This window comes from Corallococcus sp. 4LFB, from assembly GCF_046520365.1.
GTDB classification, from domain to species: Bacteria; Myxococcota; Myxococcia; order Myxococcales; family Myxococcaceae; genus Corallococcus; species Corallococcus caeni.
Map to the genome: position 1 here is coordinate 1 of NZ_JBKGHJ010001058.1, position 1,095 is coordinate 1,095.

Sequence of the window (1,095 nt, forward strand, 5' to 3'; positions counted from 1 at the left end):
GGCAGGCGGCCCGAACCAGCGGGTCAGGGCCTCACGCAGCCCCTGGTCCGTGCCCTCGCCGACCCACGCGACGTGTCCGTCCGGCCGGATCAGCACCGCGACGGGCGCCGTGACCACGCCGAGCACCGGGAGCTCCCACTCCCCTGTGCAGCGAGCAGCGACCCTCCGAACCCGGTCCACCCAGGGGGTGACATCAAGGGTGCCGGGCTCGCCCAGGTCGAGCAGCACCGGCCGCGCGTCGTGCAACAGGTGGAACACGCGCCGCGGGCCGTCGGCGGTGACCAGGTCGAGGTCCGGCATGCGGCGCCCGAGCAGCGGGTGTCCGTTGCCCAGGTCGTAGTGGATGTCCAGCCCCGACATCATCGCCGCGTACTGCTTGCGAGGACCGTCCATCCGCAGCAGCTCCGTCAGCGTCTCGCGCACGGCGTCCATCCGCGCGTCACCGCGGCTCAGCGCGGTCTGCGCCATGGTCTTGCGCAGCGCACGGGCCGCGACGGGGTGCCGCTCGGCCTGGTACGTGTCGAGCAGGCTCTCCGGTGAGACGCCACGCACGACCTGGGCCAGCTTCCACCCCAGGTTCACGGCATCCTGCACGCCCAGGTTGAGCCCCTGTCCGCCCATCGGTGAGTGCACGTGGGCCGCGTCGCCGGCCAGGAGCACCCGCCGGTCCCGGTAGGACGCCGCCTGCCGCGTCATGTCGGTGAACCGCGAGAGGTACGTGGCGCCGCGCAGGCCATGGTCCGTCCCGTAGAGCGCGATGAGCCCCTCGCGCAGAGTCTCGAGGGTCGGCGCGTCGCCCGTGACGACCCGCTCCTCTCTGAGCACGACGCCCACGCGTCCGTCCTCCGCCGGGCCCATGGCGTAGGTGCCCTTCTCGTCCCGGCGGATGCCGAACGTCGGTGCTCCGGTCATCTCGACCTCGGCGATGAGGTAGCTGACCGACGCGTCCCACCCCGGGAACTCGATGCCCGCCGCCTTGCGGACGAGGCTGCGGCCTCCGTCGCACCCGACGAGGTACTTCGCCCGCAGTGCACGGCCGTCGGACAGCTCCACGTCGACGCCGGTGTCGTCCTGCGCGAAGCCCGTCACCTCGCA

General features: G+C 72.7%; 1 protein-coding gene. It reads right to left on the reverse strand.

The window, feature by feature from the left end; all coding sequences use genetic code 11:
* Positions 1-1,095, reverse strand: a 1,095-nt coding sequence (locus ACLEQD_RS44020; RefSeq protein ID WP_410391882.1) for an FAD-dependent monooxygenase, incomplete at both ends; no start/stop codon positions are given.